This is a genomic window from Sorangium sp. So ce185, from assembly GCF_051526825.1.
Taxonomy (GTDB): domain Bacteria; phylum Myxococcota_A; class Polyangia; order Polyangiales; family Polyangiaceae; genus Sorangium; species Sorangium cellulosum_D.
Genome location: NZ_CP150316.1, coordinates 2,654,222 through 2,674,001, shown reverse-complemented (window position 1 = coordinate 2,674,001; position 19,780 = coordinate 2,654,222). Strand labels below are relative to the sequence as shown.

Genomic DNA, 19,780 nt, shown 5'->3' with positions numbered 1-19,780 from the left:
GATCATGAAGATCACAGCCGCTGCATGGATCGTGCTGCTGTCCTCTCCGGCCGCCCTGGGGTGCGGGACGGAGCCGTTCGCCCCGCCGTGCGCGGAAGGGAGCACCTGCGACCGAGAGCCCGCGGCCGCGCCCTCGGAGGAGGAGTGTCTCGAGGGGCTCGCCGCGCTGCGCGTACTGGCCGGGTGCGGGGTGTTCGCGAGCCGATCGTTTGGAGACGATAGCAACCCCGGCACGATGGAGAAACCGGTGAAGACGCTCGCCCGTGCGGTCGCGCTCGCTCCGCGTGCTCGCGGGCGGGTGTTCGTCTGCCCCGACTCTTACGCCGAGGGTATCACGTTGCCCTCCGGCATCGATGTGTGGGGCGGGTTCGCTTGCTGGGCGAGATGGCGCTACTACACGGAAGGGATAACCAACAAGCCGGCGACCCTCTATTCACCAGACGAGGGGGGTCCGCCGATCACCGTGGTGGCAGCGCAGGACGACGGCGAGGGGGTCACCGACGGCGTATCGACGATCGTGGATATGCACGTGGAGCACAAGCGCAGACTGCAGCCGGATCGCTCCTCCATCGCGATGAGGCTTGAGCCGGGCGCGGTCGTGGAGGTGCTTCGGAGCGTCATCGAGGCGGACAGGGGCGGCGGAGGCAAGCACGGCGAGGATGCGGTCTACGTTGATCCGCAGCCAGCGTACGGGGAGATCGGAGCGATCGGCAGGGACGCCTGCTCGGCAGCGACCGTGGCCGGCGCGCCCGCCGTGACGACCGTGTGCGGCGACATGGTGTCGACCGGCGGCAAAGGGGGCGACGGGACCCCGGACCGCGGTGGCGATGCCGAAGACGGCAAGCCGCTGCCGGCCGCGAACCCCAGGGATACGGGCCTGGGCGGCGCGGGAGCGAAGGACGGCGTCCGGTGCGAGCACGGCCGCGATGGGGAAGACGGCGCGCCGGGCGAGCCGGGCGCAGCCGGCCAGGGTGGACGCCTCACACAGGCCGGGTGGGAAGGCGTGCCCGGCCGCCAGGGCGGCACGGGAGCGCCCGGCCAGGGGGGCGGCGGGGGAGGCGGCGCGCCGGGGGGCCGGAGCGCCTGCGGCAACGCGGCGCTGGGCGGCGCGTCGGGGGGCTCGGGCGGCGGCGGCGGCTGCGGCGGCACGGGCGGTCGCGGCGGCGGCGCGGGCGGCGCGAGCATCGCGATCTTCGCCGATCCGGGCAGCAAGCTGACGCTGCAGGAAACGCGCATCATTACGGGCCCGGGCGGCGCCGGAGGCATGGGGGGCCGAGGCCAACGCGGCGCGCAGGGCGTGCAAGGAGGCCCGCCGGGGCGGGCGCCGGAGCCGGGGGGCGAATACGCCTGCCGAGGAGGCTACGGCGGCTGGGGCGGCGCGGGCGGCTACGGCGGCGGGGGCTCCGGGGGGCCCGCGATCGGTATCGCGTATGCTGATGACGAGCAGCTCACGCTGGATCGCGTCACGTTCGAGATCGGCCCGGGGGGCCTGGGAGGCATCGCGGATGTCCTCGATGAGACGCGCGACAAGGCGAACCGAGGCAGCGGCGGCTTCGCTGCTGAGACGATGCGCTTCTCGCCGTAGGGTCTGCACCCGGGATCGCCGCCCGAGACCGCTGCCCCTTGCCCGATCGGGAGCACCGGAGGACGAGCGAGCTGGGCTTAAGCTTGTTGCGCGCGAGCAGTCATCGTGCAACCAGAGCCATCCGACCCCCGACCGCGCCGTGAGCCGTGGCGAGCCGAGTCACGTAAGGTGTGCCTCGCACATCAAAGCGACATACCCAGGCGCGATCAGCGTCGTACGCGACAGCACCTCCAACGGAAACCGGTGGTGCAGCTTGCAAGCTCGGCAGCTGCTCCAGTATCTCTTCGCCTCCCGCACGCCATCGAAAGGACCATCTACTCAATTCAGACGACCTTTCCGGATGCTCCTGACACTCGACGACGCATCCGCGGTCATGACGGGACCACGCCAACAGCCGCTCGAGAACGTAAAAATCTCCAACATGCGAGAGCCACGCATGCAGCCCGGACTTCGCCCTCATTCCGTTGGAAAACACCTTACCCGGCGCGATCCATTCGCCGGAAAGCTGCCGCAAGAGGAGCTCGTCAAACCGCGACAGCAACAGGCCCTCGGCAGTCTGCCTCGGGAAGTACCCTGCATGATAGCGCCCAAGGTTTGCAAGCTGCGGGTGGAGCACGCTACCAGACGCGCAAAATCTAGATATCGCCACGGGGGAGCGGCGACACCATAGTTTCCAGAGAGTGGCGGCGAGCACGATCTCAAGCTCAGAACACCGAGCGACGGATGGCTTTCGCTGCAAGACGTCCGCGACATCGATATAGGCTTCTACCGCCGGATCGGGCCCTCGTGGCATTGCCAGCGTCGCATCAGGCTCAAGCGCCATCATGAAGACTTGTCGCCCTCGCTCAGCCGCGGAAGCGCAGATCCTGGAGAAGCTCACCAGGCCGCGGATCGTCGGCGGCAGCGCCACGCAGATCGGTTTGCCGTCAGAGCTAGCGAGATAATTGTTGAGCTCGGCAGATGGCTCCACTCCCCAGTGCCGAGCTCGCAGGGCTCGATGACGCTTCGGATGTGCGCCCGACGGACCGAGAAGGATATTGTCATCCTCGGCGACCACCGGAGACACAATCTTCCTGAGCTCTGATTGAGCGATTCTACCTAGCGCGACGTAGACGGCATCCTGGGGCGAGCAGCTCATCATCGGAACCCACACTGTCGACACTTACACTGCGGTGGGTACGGCCTGTCATTGAGGCAGGCGTCGAGGCAGGTCCTACACGGGCTGCTACCATGGATATCGCATCCGGGGAATCCAACAATACACTTCACGCCGATGTCTTCGCAGTCGTCGAACATGTCATAGCAGTCCTTCGACGGCGAGCACCCAGCCATCAGCGCCTGTGACGCGCCATCTACATCTCCTTCTCCGTCGTCTTCCCCGTTCCTGAGGTAATCCCAGCGCCTACTGAGCCTGTGGGTATTCCAGCACCTGCGCCTCCCGGCTCCACTGTCTCGCAGTCGTAACTCAAGTCGCATGCGGGAGCGAGCACCGTCACGAGTATGCCGCATAGCACGAGGGCGATCAGCCTCATCGTTGCCCGAGATCTCATCTGTTCCTCCGAGCGGTTTCGGACGCATCGTTCCGATCATCCGGCAGCAACGCAGCGTCAAGACCGTGCTGGTCCACGTGCTCGCCCCGGTGCCCTCGCGCCCTCGCGACCGCCACGACGTCGCCCTCGCCCACAAGGGCAGCGAGGCGAGCCCGCCGGCGGCCTCCGCCCGCACTAGAAAATCCCTCCCGAGCACGATCGAGCAGGCGCGCGCGACCCTCGCGAAACCGACCCGCCCCCCACGCGTAGCACCATCGAACGAAGCGCCCGGGCCATCACAGGCCGAGGTGGGCGCCATGCAGGCGCCCGCGGCCGCTCCGGTCTCCGCGGCGTGCTGGAGGAGCGCCCACTGCCACGCGGCTCGCCGCGGCGGGGGCGATCCAGGTCGCGTCATCTCAATCACCGCTTCTGGAGGATGTTCATGAAGATTCGGAATCGCGCGCTGTCGGCCCTGCCCCTCGTCCTCACCCTCGCCGCTGCTTGCAGCGACGGCGATGGCGGCGATACCACCGGCGCCGGTGGCATGGGCGGGGGAGGCGCGGGCGGGGATGCGGTCACGAGCTTCGAGGTGACCCTCGAGAACGTGACGCCCGCGCGGGAGTACCGGGTGGCCAGCGTGTTCAACACCCCCGTCGGCGAGAGCATGCCCGGGCCGCTCTTCCCCGAGAAGAGCTTCGAGCTCCGCGTCGGCGCCCTGCCGGGCGACAGGCTGTCGTTCACGACCATGTTCGGTCAATCCAACGATCTGTTCTATGCGCCCGACGGCGCCGGGATCGCGCTCTACGACGAGAAAGGCGCCCCGGTGAGCGGCGACGTGACCGACCAGGTCCTCCTGTGGGACGCGGGCACCGAGGCCAACGAGGAGCCCGGCGCCGGGCCGAACCAGGCGCCCCGCCAGAGCGGCCCCAACACGGGCGCTCCGGACCCGGACAAAACGGTGCGGCTGGTCGACGATGACTATACCTACCCGCCGGTCGAGGAGGTCATCCAGGTGACGGTGACGCCGGAGCCAGGCAATGAGTTCACGATCCGGATCACCAACATGTCAAAGGCGGGGACGCTGATGCCCGAGGGCGGGGAGCCGGCCGCCGTGCCGCTGTCGCCGGGGCTCTTCGTGGTGCACACGATGGACAACCCGCTGTTCACGGTCGGACAGGCGTACCCCGACAACGGCCTGGAGGCGCAGGCCGAGGACGGGAACCCGACGATGCTGCACGAGGGAGCCATGCCCCGCGCGGGGCTGACCTCGCCGGTGGCGCCGGGCGTCGCGGTGGTCCACGGGTCCGGAGCGCCCCTGTTCATGTCGGGCGAGGCGGACCGGGGCAAGGGCCTCGAAATGCTGGCCGAGGACGGGAACCCGACCGCGCTCGCGGCGTCGCTGGAGGACGAGGTCGGGGGCGAGAGCGGGATCTCGTCGGTGCTTGTCTACAACACGCCCGTGGGCGCCTCGATGCCGGGGCCGCTGCTGCCCGGCGCGAAGCTCAGCTTCACGGTGACCGCGCGGCCCGGCGAGCGGCTGAGCTTCGCGTCCATGCTCGGGCAATCGAACGATCTGTTCTTCGCGCCGAGCGCGCAGGGGATCGCGCTGTTCGACGCGAGCGGCGAGCCGGTGAGCGGCGATGTCTCCGACGAGGTCACGATCTGGGACGCGGGCACCGAGGCCAACCAGTGGCCCGGCGTGGGCCCCGACCAGGCGCCGCGCCAGGCTGGGCCGCAGATGGGCGCCGACGATCCCACGGACCAGGTGCGCCCCGTCGATGACGGGTATGCGTATCCCGCGTCGAACCAGATGCTGAAGGTGACCATCACCCCGGCGCGGTAGCGAGAGCGCGAGCCTCGACCCCGCCGACGCGACGTCCGACGAGGTAGCGCTCGGCGGCCCGAGCGAAGCATCCTGTGCCAGAACGGGCCAACGCTTCTCCGGATGTCAGGGAGCGGAAGGCCCGGAGCGCAGCGGCCCGGTCGCCCCGCGCGCATCGCTCCGGAAACCCACGCGCCCGCGATCGCGGGCCGGCGCGGCACGGCCGATGCTGGGCGGGCCGGCATGATGCGAACCCTCCGAACCTGCGCTCCGCTCTTCGCCCTGTCTCTGGCCGCGATCCTCGGCTGCGAGACGTCCACCGAGCCCAACCTGCACCCCGACCCCGGGGGCGAGGCCTGCCGCGACCGCGACAAGCCCGGGTGCGTGGTCGCCTCGGACAAACAGCGCATCTCGACCCCGGACGTCCCTCCGGAGGACAAGACCGCGCTCGTCTCGGGCAACTCCGCGTTCGCGCTCGACCTCTACCAACAGCTCCGCGAGGAGCCCGGCAACGTCTTCTACTCGCCCTACAGCATCTCGACCGCGCTCGCGATGACCTGGGCCGGCGCGAAGGGCGAGACCGAGACGGCCATGGCCGACACGCTGCGCTTCGGCCTCGGGCAGGACAAGCTCCACCCGGCGTTCAACTGGATCGACCAGGAGCTCGAGAGCCGCGGTCAGGGCGCCCAGGGCGCCGACGGCGAAGGCTTCCGCCTCAACGTCGTGAACGCGCTCTGGGGGCAGATCGGCTACGGGTTCGAGGCGCCCTTCCTGGATACGCTCGCGCTGAACTACGGCGCCGGAATGCGCGTCGTGGACTTCGTGGGCCACAAGCAGGAAGCGGTCGATCTCATCAACGGCTGGGTCAGCGACCAGACCGAGGGCAAGATCGAAAAGCTGGTGCCCATCGACGCGATCACCCCCGAGACGGTGCTGGTCCTCACGAACGCCATCTACTTCAACGCGGCGTGGCGCACCCCCTTCGAGCCCACCGCGACGGCGGATGGGCCGTTCGAGAAGGCCGATGGAACCGAGGTGACGGTGCCCCTGATGCACGCCAGCCTGGAGATGCCCTACGCCGAGGGCGAGGGCTACCAGGCGGTCGCGATGCCCTACGACGGGGACGAGCTGTCGATGGTGCTCGTCCTGCCGGCCAAGGGCACCCTCGACGCGTTCGAGGCGTCGCTCGACGCGGCGAAGGTCGACGGCATCGTCGGCGCGATGAGCGAGCACCTGGTCGAGACCACGATGCCCAAGTTCAAGTTCGAGTACGAGCTGAGCCTCAAGAAGACGCTGGAGGCGATGGGGATGGAGATCGCGTTCACGTCCGGGGTCGCGGACTTCACCGGCATCAACGCCGAGGGACAGCCCTACATCCAGGACGTCCTCCACAAGGCGTTCGTCGGCGTGAACGAGGCCGGCACCGAAGCGGCGGCCGCGACCGCGGTCATCGTCGGCGACGAGTCGGCGCCCGTGCCGGCGTCGCTCGCGCTCGTGAATCCCTTCCTGTTCCTCATCCGCGACAACGCGACGGGCAGCATCCTGTTCGTCGGCCGCGTCGCCGATCCCAGCGCGAGCTGACCCGAAGGGCCCCGCGCCGGGCGCGTCCGCGCGCCGGGCGCCTGCGATGGCGAACCGCCGCCATCATGGCTCCACCAGCGCGCGCGCCGCTCGACCTGCCCGCGCCCCCGCCGGCGCGGGAGCCCGCGGCCCAGACCCCGGGGCGCGGCCGCGCCGCCTCCCATAGCATCGCGTCCGTCACATCCTCCGCGGGCCGGGTCTGCCTCAGCGACACCCGAAAGGAGACCCGTATGAGACGCGCAGCGCCGATCCTCCTGTCCATCACCACCCTGGGCACCACCCTGGCCCTCGCCGCGTGCGAGGCCGCCGACGTCGAGCCGCCCGCCCCCCTCGCCGAGGCCCCCGCGCCGCTCCAGGCCGTGGCGCCGTTCTCGGTCGTCATCGCCTCCGATCCGCAATACTGGTGGAGCGAGGACGACCTCGTGGGCGAGGACGCCGTGGAGGCCCATCTCTCGTCGGCGGACATCAAGGCCCTGGGCAACAAGACCAACCGGGATCAGGTCAAGGCGATCAACGCGCTCGTCAAGGGCGCGACGCCCCCAGGCTACAGCGCGCCAAGCGCCGTCGTCGTCAACGGCGATCTGACCTCGTTCGCCCGCCCCGACCAGTGGGCCGCGTACGAAGATCAGTATGAAGACGACCTCCTGGTCGACGTCTTCCCGGGGCTGGGGAACCACGACTACGGCAGCAACGTGCACGACAGCTGCGGCGCCTCGGCGCAGGACATCGCCGAGGCCTGCGGCTATTGCGCGGCGAGCCCCGGCTGCGACCTGTGCGAGCTCGTCGGCGCCTGCGATTGCGACAAGGGGTGCGCCGAGTGCGACCGGATGACCGGCGAGGGATCCAACTACTGCGGGAACGAGTCGCGGCGGTGGATGGAGCGCTGGATCAAGAAACACCGCGGCCAGCTCGAGGCATATGATCCGGGCAGCGTGGCGTACTCGTTCGTGAAGAACGGGATCCGCTTCATCCAGCTCCACAATCACCCCACCTACGAGGAGCCCGACTTCCACATCTCGAAATCGATCGACTTCCTCCGGAACCAGCTCGCCGACGCGGTGGGCGAGGGGCAGCGCGTCGTCATCAACATGCACGATTTCGGCGAAGACATGCCGACCACGGACGAGGAGTTCATCGGCGCCATCACCGGCTTCGAATACAACATCCTCGGCATCTTCTCGGGGCACATCCACTATCGGGCCGGCTACAGGAAGAACATCGCCGTGAACGACGTCCAGATCCCGTGTTTTTACACCGGCTCCGCGACGTTCAGCTACTTCCTGCTCGTCCAGTTCGACGGCGACAGCATGGATGTGAGCGCCGTTCACAGCGAGGGCGGCGTCCCCGTGCAGGTCACGGCGCACACGACCTCGGACTGCGACCATTACGGTGTGGGCAACTGCGCCGACGTCAGCGCGAAGTCGGAGCACCCCTACCCCATCAACCCTTGCCCGGGAGGCACCCAGCCCGACGGCACGCCGGGCAACAGCTGCGTAGTGGTGCCGGCGCAGCGGATCACCGACGGCCACACCGAGGACAAGGCCGAAAAGGACGATCATTTCGGCCGGGCGTTGGCCACGGCGGACTTCAATGGAGACGGCTACGCCGACCTGGCCGTGGGCGCGCCCTACGAGGACATCAACGGCGCGGACGACGCGGGCGCCGTCAACGTGATTTACGGATCGATCCTCGGGCTGACGAGCGGCGGAGACCAGCTGTGGCACCAGGACTCGCCGGGCGTGGTGGGCAGCGCCGAGAACGACGATCGCGTCGGCTATGCCCTGGCGGCCGGCGACTTCAACGGCGACGGCTTCGACGACCTCGCGATCGGCGCGCCCGGCGAGGACATCGGCGGCGACGACGACGGCGGCTCGGTCTACATCCTCTACGGCTCTCCGTCCGGGCTCACGAGCGCCGGCAATCAGGGCTGGGACCAGGACAGCCCGAACGTGGCCGGCGGCGTCGAGGGCGGCGATCACTTCGGCTGGTCCCTGGCCACCGGCGACTTCAACGGCGACGGCTACGCCGACCTGGCGATCGGCGCGCCCGACGAGGACGTGGACGGCCACGACGACGGCGGCGCGGTGCACGTCTTCCGCGGTACGGCGGCGGGCCTGTCGGCCGCCGGCGATCCGATGTTCCACGAGAACAGCCCGAACGTGGCCGGCAGCGTCGAGGAAGGGGACCGCTTCGGCTGGTCGCTGGCCGCCGGCAACTTCAACGGAGACGGCTTCGACGACCTGGCGATCGGCGAGCCCTACGAGGATCTCGCCGGGCACGGCGGCGCCGGCGCGGTGCACGTCTTCCGCGGTACGGCGGCGGGCCTGTCGGCCGTCGGCGATCCGATGTTCCACCAGGACAGCCCGAACGTCGCCGAAACCGTGCAGGACGGCGATCACTTCGGCTACGCGCTCGCCTCGGGCGATTTCGACGGCGACGGCAAGGCCGACCTCGCGATCGGCGTGCCGCACGAGGATTTCGCCGGGCACGGCGGCGGCGGCGTGGTGCACGTCTTCCGCGGCACCGCGTCGGGCCTCGCCGCCGCAGGGGATCCGCTGCTGAGCCAGGACAGCCCGAACGTGGGCAGCAGCGTCGCGGACGGCGATCACTTCGGCTGGGCCCTCGCGTCGGGGGACTTCGACGGCGACGGCAAGGCCGACCTGGCGGTCGGCGCGCCGCACGAGGACATCGACGGCCACGACGACGCCGGGGTGACGCACCTCTTCCGCGGCACCGCCACGGGCCTGTCGACCCTCGGCGACCCGGCGTACACGCAGGACAGCCCGGGCGTGGAGGGCAGCCTGGAGGACGATGACCGCTCCGGGTACGCGCTGGCCTCCGGCGACTTCGACGGCGACGGCAAGGCCGACCTGGCCATCGGCGCGCCCGGCGAGGACATCTCTCGCGGCGGCGACGACAACGACGGCCACGTCAACGTCCTGTATGGCTCGAGCGCCGGCGTGGTGGCCGACCGCGATCAGGTCTGGCACCAGGCCTGGTGAAGGGCCCGGCGTGAGGCGGCGAGACCGCCTCCTCACGCCCGCGCTCGCGCCGGCGGCGCCTGCATCGTGAAGCGCGCCCACGGTATGCTCCTCCCCCAGGAGCCCCTGCTTGTCCGCTGAAGACCACCGATCCGAGCCATCCCCCGGCGTCACGGTCGATCCCCAGCCATCCTCCGGCGTCACGGCGGACGCCGCGCCGTCCGCCGGCGCCACGGCCGACGCCGACAGCCTCTCCGGCGGCGGCTCCACCGCTTCCTCGCCGTCCCTCGCGTTCCTCCGCCAGATCGCCCGCGTGCCCGAGGTCGTCCCCGTCGCCCCGATCGACGCCGACGAGAGCGGCGCCTTCCTCGCCGCCGGCGAGGATCCGCCGCGCTTCGCGCTCCACCGTCGCCTCGGGAGCGGCGGGTTCGGCACCGTGTACGAGGCCTTCGACCGGAAGCGCGGCGCGCTCGTCGCGCTCAAGGTGCTGCGGCGCCCGGACGGGCAGGCCATCGCCCTGTTCAAGCAGGAGTTTCGCGCGCTGGCCGGGATCGTCCACCCGCGCCTCGTCCGGCTCTACGAGCTGCACCGGGACGACGCGCGCTGGTTCTTCACCATGGAGCTCGTCTCGGGCACGGACGTGCTCACGCACGTGCGCCGCGAGGAAGGGCCGGACGAGGCGCGCCTGCGCGCGGCCTTCCGGGAGATCGCCGAGGGGCTGGCCTTCCTGCACGACGCGGGCAAGCTCCACCGCGACATCAAGCCGTCGAACGTGATGGTCGACGCGGCCGGCGCCGTGAAGGTCCTCGACTTCGGGCTCGTCGCCGATCTCAACGCCCCCACGGCGCCCGTGCGGGCGGGGACGCCGAGGTACATGGCGCCGGAGCAGGCCGCTGGGCTCGCGGTCGGGCCGGCCGCCGACATGTACGCCGTCGGCGTGATGCTCCACCAGGCGCTCACCGGCCGCCTGCCCGCGCAAGGCGCCACGGCGCCCGCGCCGGGGCCCGCCGCGAGGGACGCGCCCGAGGATCTCGACCGCCTCTGCCGCGAGCTCCTGGCGCACGATCCCGCCCTCCGACCCACGGCCCGCGAGGCAGCGGCGCGGCTCCTCGGCCAGGCCGCCGGCGCCCCGATCGCGCCGCGCCCGGCGCCGGCGGCCCCCTTCGTGGGCCGCGCGGCCGAGCTGGGGCGGCTCCACGCGGCCCTCGACGAGGCGCGCGCGGGGCGCACGGCGGTCGCGCTGCTCCGCGGATCGTCGGGCATCGGAAAGAGCGCGCTCTTGCAGCGGTTCCTGGAGTCGGCCGGGGGCGAGCCCGGGGCGGTCCCGCTCGCGGGGCGCTGCTTTCAGCAGGAGTCGGTGCCGTACAAGGCGCTCGACGGCGTCGTCGACGAGCTCGGCCGGCTCCTCGCCCGCGCGGCGCCGGAGGACCTCGCCGCGTGGCTGCCCGACGACGTCGTCGAGCTCGGGCGCGCCTTCCCGGTGCTGCGGGAGGTGCCGGCGATCGCGGCGGCCGCGCCGCGGGAGGGCGCGGCGCCGGACGACGCGGAGCGCAGGCGCCGGGCCTTCGCCGCGCTGCGCGAGCTGTGCGCGCGCCTCGGCCGGGCGCGCGCGCTGGTGCTCGCGGTCGACGATCTCCAGTGGGGCGACCTCGACAGCGTCGCGCTGCTCGTCGAGCTGATGCGCCCGCCCGCGGCGCCGCCGCTGCTCTTCGTCGCCTCGTACCGCGCGGAGGAGGCCGAAACGAGCCCCGTCCTGCGCGCGCTGCTCGCGGCGCTGCGCGAAGGCCTCGCGGCGGACGTGCGCGTGCACGAGATCGACGTCGGCGAGCTGCCCCCCGCCGACGCCGCGGCGCTCGCGGGCGCGCTGCTCGCGGGCGCGGGCGCGCCCGGCGGCGCGGCGGCGCGGATCGCGGCGGAGGCCCACCACAGCCCGCTCTTCATCACCGAGCTCTCGCGCCTCGCGGCCGAGCGCGGCGACCTCGGCGGCGCCGCGCCCGACCTGCCCGCGCTGCTCGCGGGGCGCATCGAGCGGCTCCCCGCGCCGGCGCGGCGGCTGCTCGAGGTGGTCGCGGTGGCGGGGCAGCCGATCGCGCGGCGGACCGCGGCGCGCGCGGCCGAGGCGGAGGGCGAGGCGCTGGACGAGCCCGAGGCGCTCTCGCGGCTCGTCGCCGCGCAGGTCGTGCGCGTGCGGGAGGCGCACGAGCGCGAGGAGCTCCTGCCGTACCACGATCGCGTCGGCGAGGCGGTGCTCGCCGCGCTGCCGCGCGCGCGCCGCCGCGAGCACCACCTGCGCCTCGCGCGGGCGCTTCGGGGCCAGGGCGGCGCCGAGCCGTCCCTGCTCGTGCACCACCTCCGCGGGGCCGGGCTCGACGCGGAGGCCGCGGCTCGCGCCGTCGAGGCGGCCGCGCAGGCGCAGGCGGCCCTCGCCTTCGATCGGGCGGCGCGCTTCGCGCGCGAGGCGCTCGAGCTCGGCGAGCCTGACGCCGCGGTCGCCCGCGGCGCCCGGCTCGCGCTCGCCGCCGCGCTGGCGAGCGGCGGCCGGTCGCGCGAGGCGGCGGAGGCGTACCTCGATCTCGCGTCGCGCGAGCCGCCGCGCGAGGCGCTCGCCCACCGGCTGCGGGCGATGCAGCTGCTCCTCGCGGGCGGGTACGTGGACGAAGGGCTGTCGGTGCTCGACGGCGTCCTGGCCGAGCTCGGGCTCTCCAGGCCGGCGTCGACGCTCGAGGCGCTCGCGCAGGCGGCCGCCCTGCGCGCGCGGCTCTGGGCCCGGGGCCTCGCCTTCCGCGAGCGCGCGGAGCGCGAGATCCCGGGCCGCGACCTGCTCGCCATGGACGCGTGCCACGCGGCCGCGAGCCTGGCCGTGACCGCGCCCGTCCAGAGCGCGCCGTTCGCGGCGAGGCACCTGCTCCTCGCGCTCGACGCCGGCGAGCCGCACCGCCTCGCGCGGGCGCTCACCCTCGAGACGATCCACGCCGCGCTCCGCGGCCAGCGCGACGGCGGCCGGCGCGCCGCCGCCTTGCTGGCGCTCCTCGAGCGGGTGGCCGCGCGCTCGCCGCGCCCGGAGGCGCGCAACTTCCACCTGCTGGCCGAGGGCGTGGCCGCGTTCGCCCGCGGCGAGATCGAGCGCGCCGAGGTGCTCCTCGGGCGGAGCAGCGCGGCGCTCGGGGCGCACGGCGGCGAGAGCGGGAGCGGCGGGAGCTTCGCGCACGCGCTCCTGGCGACGGTGCTCTGGCTCCAGGGCAAGATCCCCGGCCTCGCCGCGACGACGGCCGATCTCCTCGCCGAGGCGCGCGAGCGCGGCGACCGCTACCGCGAGACGATGATCCGCCTCAACGGCGCGTACCTGCTCGACCTCGCCGCCGATCGGCCGGCCTCGGCCCGCGCCACGGTGGACGCCGCGATGGAGCGCTGGTCGCGCGCCGGCTACCACCTCCAGCACTTCCGCGAGGTCCTCGCCCGCGGGCGGATCGCGCTCTACGAGGGGGACGCGGCCGCGGCGCTGCGCTTCGTCGTGGCGGCGACGCCGCCGCTCCTCGGCTCCGGCATGGTCGCGATCCCGCTGGTGCGGGGCGAGCTCCACTACCTGCGCGCCCTCGCGTCCCTCGCGGTCGCCGCGCGCGGCGGCGCGCGGGCGGTCGCCTTGCGGGCCCTCGCCCTCGCCGACGCGCGCGCGCTCGATCGGCGCGACGTCTTCTGGGGCCCTCCCGTCGCCGCGATGATCCGGGCCAGCGTCGCCGCGCAGCGCGGCCGCGCGGCCGAGGCCGCCGAGCGCATGCGCGGCGCCGAGGCCGCGCTCGACCGGCTTGGCGCTGCCCTGCTGGCGGCCGCCGCGCGCCGCGCGCGGGGGGTCTGGCTCGGCGGCGACGAGGGGCGCGCGCTCGTCGCCGCGGCGGACGCGTGGATGGAGGCCCGCGGCGTGCGGCGCCCCGCGCGCTTCGCCGCCACGCTGGTGGGCTAGCGCCCAACGCACTTGCGAGGCCTCGTGCGTTCACCGTAGAGCGATGAACGCTAGTGGTCAACTTTGCCCGGAGAGAGTCCACATGAAGGCGGGAAGGCGGGAAGATTATTAAGGTTTTCTTCCCGCCTTCCCGCCTTCATGTTCAAATTTTACCACCGCTCGACGAACGGGGTGAAACCGCTCGAAAGAGCAGAGCCAGCCCGCAGGAGAGGACGATCCATGAAACTGTACTTCAGCCGGAACTTGAATCCACGCGTCGCCGTCGCCGTGGCGCGCCACCTCGATGCACCCGTGGAATACGTCCACGCGGCGCCTCTCGACCCGTCGCAGCAGGAGAAATTTCGCGCGCTGAACCCGAACCTGCGCGTGCCCATCCTGGTCGAGGGGAGCCAGTCGCTCTGGGAGACGGACGCGATCGCGTGCCGCCTCTCGCAGCTCACGGGCTCGGACTTCTGGCGCACGGGCGCCGCACAACCGGAGATGATCCGCTGGTTGAGCTGGGGCACGCACAACTTCGTCGCCGCGTGCGACAAGGTCCACTTCGAGCGCGTGACGAAGCAGCGCTACGGGCTCGGCCCCATCCGCGACGACCTCGTGGCGGAGGGGCTCTCGGGGTTCGCCGAAGCGGCGACGCTGCTCGATCAGGTCCTGAGCGGCAGGGACTGGCTCGTCGGGAGCGCGGTCTCGTACGCGGACTTTCGCATGGCGTCGGTGCTCCCGTTCGCGGATCTCGCCGGGCTGCCGCTCTCGGACTACCCGCACGTCGCGGCCTGGCACGCGCGCCTGTGGCAGCTCGACGCCTGGCGCGATCCGTTCGCCGGGCTCGACGCCCCGGAGCTCCCGGAGGTCCCGCGCTTCGACGCCTCCGGATCGAAGCGTTAGCCGCTCCCGCGCGCCCGCGGCGGCTGTCAGCGTCGCCCGGCGCGTGGCTCAGCGTGACACACGCCGCTCCCGGATCGCGGCCGAACCCGTCGCTCTCTTCTACAGCGGAGCGGCTTCAGCGGAGCGGCATGGCGTTTGCCGAGCTCACCGCCATGAACACCATCTCTCGCTTCGGAGCGCTCTGCGCCACGGTGTGGATCGCGGCGTGTGGGACAGAGATCTCGACAGGAGGGGATCCCCAGGGGCCCTCGATCCCCGATCCGCCTGGCGGGGCGAGCAAGCCGGACGACGCGCCGGGCGGCACCGATGGATCGGCCCAGGGCGCGTCCTCCGCGCTGCGGCTCCGCGTGCCCGGCGGCGAGCGCGTGACCGTCGACAGCCTGGTCGTGACCTCGGACGCCCCGGCGGTGCTGGACGTCGAGAGCGCGACGGGCCCGCTCATCACGCTGGCCACCGGCGACGCGGCGCTCGCGTCCGCGGTGGCGCTCGACGAGGGCGGCGAGGTGCTGGACGCGAGCACGGGCACGGCCGGGTGCTCGCTCCCGATCCCGGGCGAGGAGCGCGTGCTCGTGGTGCCGGACGCCTACCCGAGCATCCAGACGGCCATCGACGCCGCGGCGTATGGCGATACCGTCTTCGTCCAGCCCGGGGAATACCACGAGCACCTCCGCCTGCGCTCGGGCGTGAAGCTGGTCGGCGCGGGCGCGACGACGACGGTGCTCGACGGTGAGGGGCTGAGCGGGAACCTCATCGACTACACCGGCGCCCAGAACGCCGTCGTCCGGGGCTTCAGGCTGCGGAACGTGGGATCGGCGGGGGACTGCTCGCGCGACGTGCTGAATTGCTCGGGCAACTGGTACTCCGCGGCCGTCTACGCGGACGGCCACAGCGGGGATAACTGGGAAGAGTGCGCGCGTCCGTCGCTGCTCCTCACGCAGAACATCATCGAGGGCAACGAGGTCGGCGTGATGCTCTACTTCCACGCGCTCGCCGTGGTCCGCAACAACGTGTTCATCGGGAACGGCCATGGCTTCGTGGGGAGCCACCTGCAGGATCACGCGGTGGTCGCCCAGAACGTGTTCTACGAGAACCGCGATCACGCGATCGCCGCGGACGCCGCGGAGCTCGACGTCCTCAACAACGTGATCATCGCGAACGGCGCCGCGCTCGAGCAGGAGCACGTGCAGCGCGGGCGCGTGCGGTGCAACGTGCTCTTCGGGAACGAGCGCCTGGGCAACGTGATCGTGCCCGGTCAGGACGGGAACATCGATGCTGACCCGTTCTTCGCGGATCTGCTCGCCGGCGACTTTCACCTGAGCGCCGGCTCGCCGGCGCTGACGGCCGGCTGCCTCGGCGACGACGGCGCCGAGCCCGTCGCCGCGGGCGCCCACGGCGGCGCGCTCGGCGCGTGGTAGCGCCCGCGGGCGGAGCGAGTCACCCCTCGCCGAGCAGCCCCGCGCGCCGGCCCGCCTCGACGAGCTGATCCTTCACGATCTGGAAGCGCTTGCGCAGCCGCTGCGCCTCCCGCTTCAGCGCGGCCTCGTCCACCGCCTCCTCGCCGAGCATCACCCGCGCCACGTCCTTCCACTCCAGCCCCTTGTCGAGGCGCAGCACGAGCAGCATCCGATCGTCCGGCGGCAGCGCCTCGCGCAGCTCCATGAGCTTGTCCTTCGCGTCGGTGCGCAGGTACGGCCGCGTCTCGGTGCGCACCTGCTGCTCGATCGCGCTCAGCTCCGTCGTCCCGAGCGAGGGGCGCACGCGCCGCTCGCGGGCGCGCCTGTCGCGGGCGTGGTTCTTCGCCGCGTTCCGCGCGATCGTGTAGGCGAAGGTGCGGAGCGAGCACTCCCACGCGAAGGTCGGCAGCCCGCGCAGGATGCGCTCGCACCACAGCGAGAAGACGTCGTCGGGGTCCTCCTCGCGGCGGAGGAGCGCGGTCAGGAAGCCGAGGATCTCGGGCCCGTAGCCGCGGATGGCGAGCTCGGCGGCCCGCGCGACGGCGCCGCTCTCGCAGCGCTCGCGGACCTCGCGCTCGAGGTGCTCTCGGTCGAGGGACATCGTGGGGCCGAGGGTATCACCGTCCGCCGACGACCCGCAGCCGGCGCTCGCGCCGTCCCGCGGCGGCGGCGCCGCAGGCCCACGCCGCGGAGAGAGGGTCGACGCGAAGCCGGAACGCGCGGCCGGACCGCCGTCGCCGCGTCACGGCGCGAGCGCACACCAGAGGCCGTCCGACGCGCGGCCGCACAGGTCGGCGCGGCCGTCGCCGTCGACGTCGCCGGGCTGCACCGTCGCGCCGTACCGCGCGGGTAGCCACCCCTGGGCATCGCCGAAGGCGCCGATCGACGCGGGGCGCGCCGCGCCGAAGCCGAGGCGGTTCGACAGGGCGCACAGCGCGCCGGAGGCGCCGCGGCCGCAGAGGTCGGCGTCGCCGTCGCCATCGATGTCGCCGAGGCCGAGGCTCCCCCAGTGGCTCGGCGCCGCGTCGAACTCCGACCCGTCGCCGTAATCCGGCGCGCCCCCGCGGCTGTACGACCAGACGTGCGGCCGCACGAACCCGGCGCCGGAAGCGCTCGCCACCGCGCACACCACGCCCGACGGCCCGCGGCCGCAGGCGTCCGCCGCGCCGTCGCCGTCGATGTCGCCGAGCTGGATCGTGGCGCCGTACTGCTCCGGCAGCCAGCCGTTCGCGTCGGACATCTCGGCGAGCCAGAGCGCCGCCGCCCCGAAGCTCCCGGCGGTCGTGTTGATCGCGCAGCGCAGGCCGTCGGCGCCGCGGCCGCACACGTCGGCGTAGCCGTCGGCGTCCACGTCGGCGAGGTGGATCGAGCGGTAATAGCCCGGCGCGTCGTCGAACCCCTCCGCGTCGGAGAAGCTGTGCGTCCACCAGCCGCCGCCGGAGGCCACGAACGCGTCGCCGGCGGCGTTCGCGAGCTGGCAGAGGATGCCCCAGACGCCGCGGCCGCAGATGTCGGCCTTGCCGTCGCCGTCGATGTCGGCGAGCTGGATCGTGTTGCCGTAGCGCGCGGGCTGCCAGCCGTTCGCGTCGGAGAACTCCGTCGTGTACCGCTGCGCGGGGAGGAACCCGCCCGCGCCATTGCTGCGCGCGCAATACACGCCGTCGGCGCGCCGCACGCACGCGTCGGCCTTGCCGTCGCCGTTCACGTCGCCGAGCCGGACCGTGCGGGTGTAGGCCTCGCTCGTGCCGATCTGCGCGTCCGAGAAATCGTTGCCGTACGACCAGCGGGTGGGCGCCGAGAGCTGGATCGCGAACCGCTGCGCCTCCGCGCCATTGCAGTCGACCATCTGCACCGGCGTGCCGTTCGCGGCGTTGCCGCCGGCGACCGCGAGGCACCTCCCCTCCAGGCCGCGGATCTGCCCGCCGTCCAGCATCGTCCACGCCTGGCCCCTCGTGCCGGCGCAGCTCTCGAGCACCACGGGCGCGCCGTTCGACGTGCTGCCGCCGGCGACGCCGAGGCAGCGGCCGCCGGGGCCGCCGATGCGGTCCTCCGCGACGGTCCATTGCTGCGCCGCGGCCATGGAGCAATCGGCGAGGACCACGGGCGCGCCGCTCGACGCGCCCGCGGCCGCGAGGCATTTGCCCCCCAGCGCGCCGAGGCGGCCCGAGACGCCCGCGATCGCGGAGGCCACGTACCGGCGGCGCGCCCAGGCGCGATAGCTCGAGTTGTCCGGTTCGCAGGTGGTCCCGGTGCCGCACGCGCTCATGTCCGTGCAGGTGAATCGGTCGCATTGCGCATACCACCGGAACGCGTCCCAGGTGATGTCGAACTCCTCGTCGGAGACGTTCGCCTGCTCGTTGGACATGTCGTAGCCCCGGTAGGTCTGGAGCGCGTGCCCCGCGGCGTAGGCCTGCTGCGCGGCGAACGCGAACAGCGACGTGTGATAATGATCGGTGTGGTCGCCGGCGTGGCCGTGGTCGCTGTTCAGCGTGCCGACGCGGCTCGCGCGGAAATCGGACATCAGGCGGGCGAGGACGTCGATGAGCTCCTCGCGGGTGTAGTCGACGGGGAGCTCGTCGGAGGGGATCTCGCCGGCGGGGTCGTCGCACGCGTCGTTGGCGGGGTCGTCGGAGGCGCATTTGTAGTCGCACTCGTCGCCCGTGCGGTCGACGCGCGTCAGGGTCGGCGCGCCCCCGTTCCAGAGGTCGCTCAGGAGCGCCGTGTCCGGGGACGAGGGGAGCCGCAGGAACACGAGCCCGACGCGGCCGGCGCTCCCGTCGAGCGCGCAGCGCACGAGATCCTTGCCCAGCACCGCGGCCTCGGCGCAGCTCCAGCTGTTGGCGAGGCCGGCCATCGCCGCGTACGCGGCCTTCATCCCGGCCTCCCGCTCGCCCATCACGTCCAGGCAATTGCCGCCGAGGCCCGCGGTGACATAGACCGTCTCCACGGAATTCCCCGCCTGGATCGAGTCCGCGATGTCGGGGTTCATGAAGAGCAGATCGTCGTCCTGGTGCGCGACCACGTAGAGATCGCGCTCGGGCGCGGCGAGCGCCTCCCGGGCCGTGGTGGCGACGCTCTCGCGCTCCACGAAGAAGAGGTCCTGAGCGTCGCTCTGCCCGGCATAGAGGCTGTCCAGCGTGGTGTCGGCGAGCGTGCGGACGACGGCCGGCGGCGCCCCGGGGTCGATGCGGCGGCCGGCGCCCGATCCGGCCCAGATGCTCACGGTCGCGCTGTACCGGCCGTTCGCGTTGGCGGGGCCGAACACGTACCGCGCGAGCCACGTTTGCATCGTGGTCCCGGCGATGCCGCTCGTCGGGCCGGCGCCGTCGACGAGCAGGCCCGCGGGGCTCGACGTGTCGAAATGGAGGCCGGGGTGCTGGTGGGCGGTCGTCCACGAGCTGACGCCCATGGGCACGTGGTACGCATAAGCGATCGGGGGCGCGGCCATGCGGCCGGTGACAGCGATCCACCGGGTGGCGTGCGCGGCCGACAGCGGGGCCGCGAACCGGCGGCGAACGTAGGCGGCGGTCTGCACGAGCTCGCCCCCCGCCCGCGCGAAGGGCCAATCGTCCGCCCAGCCGACGGTGCCGCCCACCTCCCCGTCGTGCTCGTCGTAAGCGAGGATCTCGGCGCGCGCGCTGGCCGGGGCCGCCGTCGCGGCCAGCAGGCCGCCCAGCGCCGTCAGGGTCCGCGCCGCCTTGGTCCACAGGTGTGCTCTCAAATGGATGCGAGTCATGGCTCCGCTCCTCGGGTGAGGCCGGCCCTCCGCCGGCGTTCCCCGAGGCAGACCCGCGCCGGCGCGCGGTGTGAACCGAAATTCGACACGCCGGTGAGGCCGCGGTGGAGGGTGGTTTCGAGCGGCTTGTCAGCGCCCCTGCGCGTCGCGGCGACGCGGATATCCCACCAGGTTGCCAGGCCCGCCCGATGTCGGACGCCGAGAGGAACCGCGTCGAAGGACGCCACTCGCGATCGGCGCGATCTCCCTCAC

Annotated in this window: 9 protein-coding genes; 7 read left to right on the top strand and 2 right to left on the bottom strand. The window is 72.6% G+C overall.

What is annotated here, in order from left to right:
- Positions 1-4 precede the first annotated feature (4 nt).
- The 7 genes from WMF26_RS09935 to WMF26_RS09905 all read left to right on the top strand — a co-directional run bounded on the left by WMF26_RS09935 (position 5) and on the right by WMF26_RS09905 (position 15,753).
- Entirely contained in the window at positions 5-1,585 is a 1,581-nt protein-coding gene (locus WMF26_RS09935) for a hypothetical protein (RefSeq protein ID WP_438000124.1), read from the top strand.
- Positions 1,586-3,556: 1,971 nt separating this feature from the next.
- Complete coding sequence (locus WMF26_RS09930) at positions 3,557-4,957, top strand: spondin domain-containing protein (RefSeq protein WP_438000123.1); 1,401 nt, start codon at positions 3,557-3,559, stop codon at positions 4,955-4,957.
- A 222-nt stretch (positions 4,958-5,179) separates the two neighbouring features.
- Entirely contained in the window at positions 5,180-6,517 is a 1,338-nt protein-coding gene (locus tag WMF26_RS09925) for a serpin family protein (RefSeq protein ID WP_438000122.1), read from the top strand.
- Positions 6,518-6,747: 230 nt separating this feature from the next.
- Positions 6,748-9,519 (top strand): hypothetical protein, encoded by a 2,772-nt coding sequence (locus WMF26_RS09920; RefSeq protein ID WP_438000121.1) that lies wholly within the window; start codon positions 6,748-6,750, stop codon positions 9,517-9,519.
- Between the two features lie 109 nt (positions 9,520-9,628).
- The gene (locus tag WMF26_RS09915) at positions 9,629-13,456 is read left to right on the top strand and encodes a protein kinase domain-containing protein (protein ID WP_438000120.1); all 3,828 of its coding nucleotides are present in this window, start codon (positions 9,629-9,631) and stop codon (positions 13,454-13,456) included.
- 219 nt (positions 13,457-13,675) lie between these two features.
- The gene (locus WMF26_RS09910) at positions 13,676-14,338 is read left to right on the top strand and encodes a glutathione S-transferase family protein (RefSeq protein ID WP_438000119.1); all 663 of its coding nucleotides are present in this window, start codon (positions 13,676-13,678) and stop codon (positions 14,336-14,338) included.
- Between the two features lie 152 nt (positions 14,339-14,490).
- A complete protein-coding gene (locus WMF26_RS09905) occupies positions 14,491-15,753 on the top strand; it encodes a NosD domain-containing protein (protein ID WP_438000118.1) in 1,263 nt (420 codons plus the stop codon).
- Between the two features lie 19 nt (positions 15,754-15,772).
- On the opposite strand, the gene WMF26_RS09900 is transcribed toward WMF26_RS09905, so the two are convergent.
- Both WMF26_RS09900 and WMF26_RS09895 read right to left on the bottom strand, forming a co-directional pair.
- Positions 15,773-16,393, bottom strand: a complete 621-nt coding sequence (locus WMF26_RS09900; protein WP_437726389.1) for an RNA polymerase sigma factor — start codon at positions 16,391-16,393, stop codon at positions 15,773-15,775.
- A 141-nt stretch (positions 16,394-16,534) separates the two neighbouring features.
- Positions 16,535-19,528: a ricin-type beta-trefoil lectin domain protein gene (locus tag WMF26_RS09895; protein WP_438000117.1), complete on the bottom strand. Its 2,994-nt coding sequence runs from the start codon at positions 19,526-19,528 to the stop codon at positions 16,535-16,537.
- Between the last annotated feature and the right edge of the window lie 252 nt (positions 19,529-19,780).